This is a genomic window from Corynebacterium sp. HMSC072G08 (assembly GCF_001809185.1).
Lineage (GTDB): Bacteria > Actinomycetota > Actinomycetes > Mycobacteriales > Mycobacteriaceae > Corynebacterium > Corynebacterium phoceense.
Genome location: NZ_KV796393.1, coordinates 1 through 1,462 on the forward strand (window position 1 = coordinate 1; position 1,462 = coordinate 1,462).

Here is a 1,462-nt window from a genome sequence, read left to right on the forward strand (position 1 = left end):
GGCTCTTCCGGTTTTAGAGTGCATTGATTTTGTGTCGGATGTTGGCGGCGTGAATCAGGCACCGCAATATGTAGTGGTCGAGGTTGCGGAATCCCAGGGCGATGCCGCGTAGGAATTCCAACCGACCGTTAATCGCTTCGACAGGTCCGTTGGATACTCCGTGGTCGAAGTAGGCGAGGATGTCCTTGCGGCGTTTGTTCATGGTCCTGCCTAGCTGCGCGATCTCAGCGATCCCGGCGTCTTTGATGTCAACAAGCGTGTCAATGAGCGTGCTCATGGCTTTCTTGGCTGCTTGCTTGTTGGGATTGTTGTAGCAGCTTATGACTTGTTGGTAGTAGGTCCAGGTCTCTTGTAGCGGCGCGTAGTCGTCGTCGAAGTCAAACAGTTCCTCAAGCCTCCCGCGCTGCTTGTCGGTGAGCAAGCCCTCGGTGGTCAACAGAGTTTTCCGGTTGCGGTAGAGCGGGTCTTTGCTGCGGCCACGTCGGCCTGTTGTTTCTAACTGGAGCCTGGCGCGGCACTTGGTGAGCTTGTCACCGGCCAGGCGTACAACGTGGAACGGGTCCATGACTTGGGTGGCGTTGGGAATGACTTCGCCAGCGGCGGTGGCATAGCCTTGGAAGCCGTCCATGCTGATGATCTTGACCTGATCGCGGAACTGCTCGCTGTGATTATTCAGCCATGTTCGTAACGCGTCAGCGCTTCTGCCTGGGACAACGTCAAGAAGCCGAGCGGGGCGGATGACGTTTCCATCCTTGTCGTGGTGGTCGGTCATATCAACGATGACGGTGACGTATCCGTCGCGCCATGTGCGTCGGTTGTGCGACCAGCGATGCTCATCAACACCGATGACCTTGACCCCGTCGAGGTAGTGCTCGTCGTTGTAGATCAAGTCCTGGACAGCGGCTAAGGCCAAGGCGTTGGTGGTATCCCACCCCAGGCCTAATGACTTGGCTGCAGCGGCAACGCTCATCCGATCTAGGCAGAGTCGTTGCAGTATCCAGCGGGTCACCCTGTCCGTGGTCTTTGAATTGTCGGGCGCGCAGGTAAGGCCCGCGCGGAAGATCTTCTGCAAGCAGCGCTTGTTGGTGCACCGGTAGCGTGGAAGGCGCACATGAAGGCGTGTTGGGTGGCCGACGATGGGCAGATCGACCAGGCTGCGGATGACGTGGTCGCGGAATACTCCAGGCTGACCGCACGTGGGGCATTCATTGATGGGCTCGACGGGCTCGGCTTCGATGACGGTGACATCGCCGTGTTCTGCGGCCCCGGTGATAGTAACTCCTAGTTCTGCGGTGCGGCAGATGGTATCGACGATGACATTTCCGTTAGGCTGCACAGTAGGTCCTTGGTTTGTACGGATGGATTAGACACCCTTATTCCTACAAAGCCAAGGACCCCAATATCTTGTGCCACGCCCGAACCCCCGGCGAACTAATCAATGCACTCTAAAACCGGAAGAGCC

Annotated in this window: 1 protein-coding gene; it reads right to left on the reverse strand. The window is 57.6% G+C overall.

The annotated features are described in order from the left end of the window. Positions 1 to 13: 13 nt before the first annotated feature. Complete coding sequence (locus HMPREF2559_RS01575) at positions 14 to 1,336, reverse strand: ISL3 family transposase (protein WP_066509688.1); 1,323 nt, start codon at positions 1,334 to 1,336, stop codon at positions 14 to 16. Positions 1,337 to 1,462 lie beyond the last annotated feature (126 nt).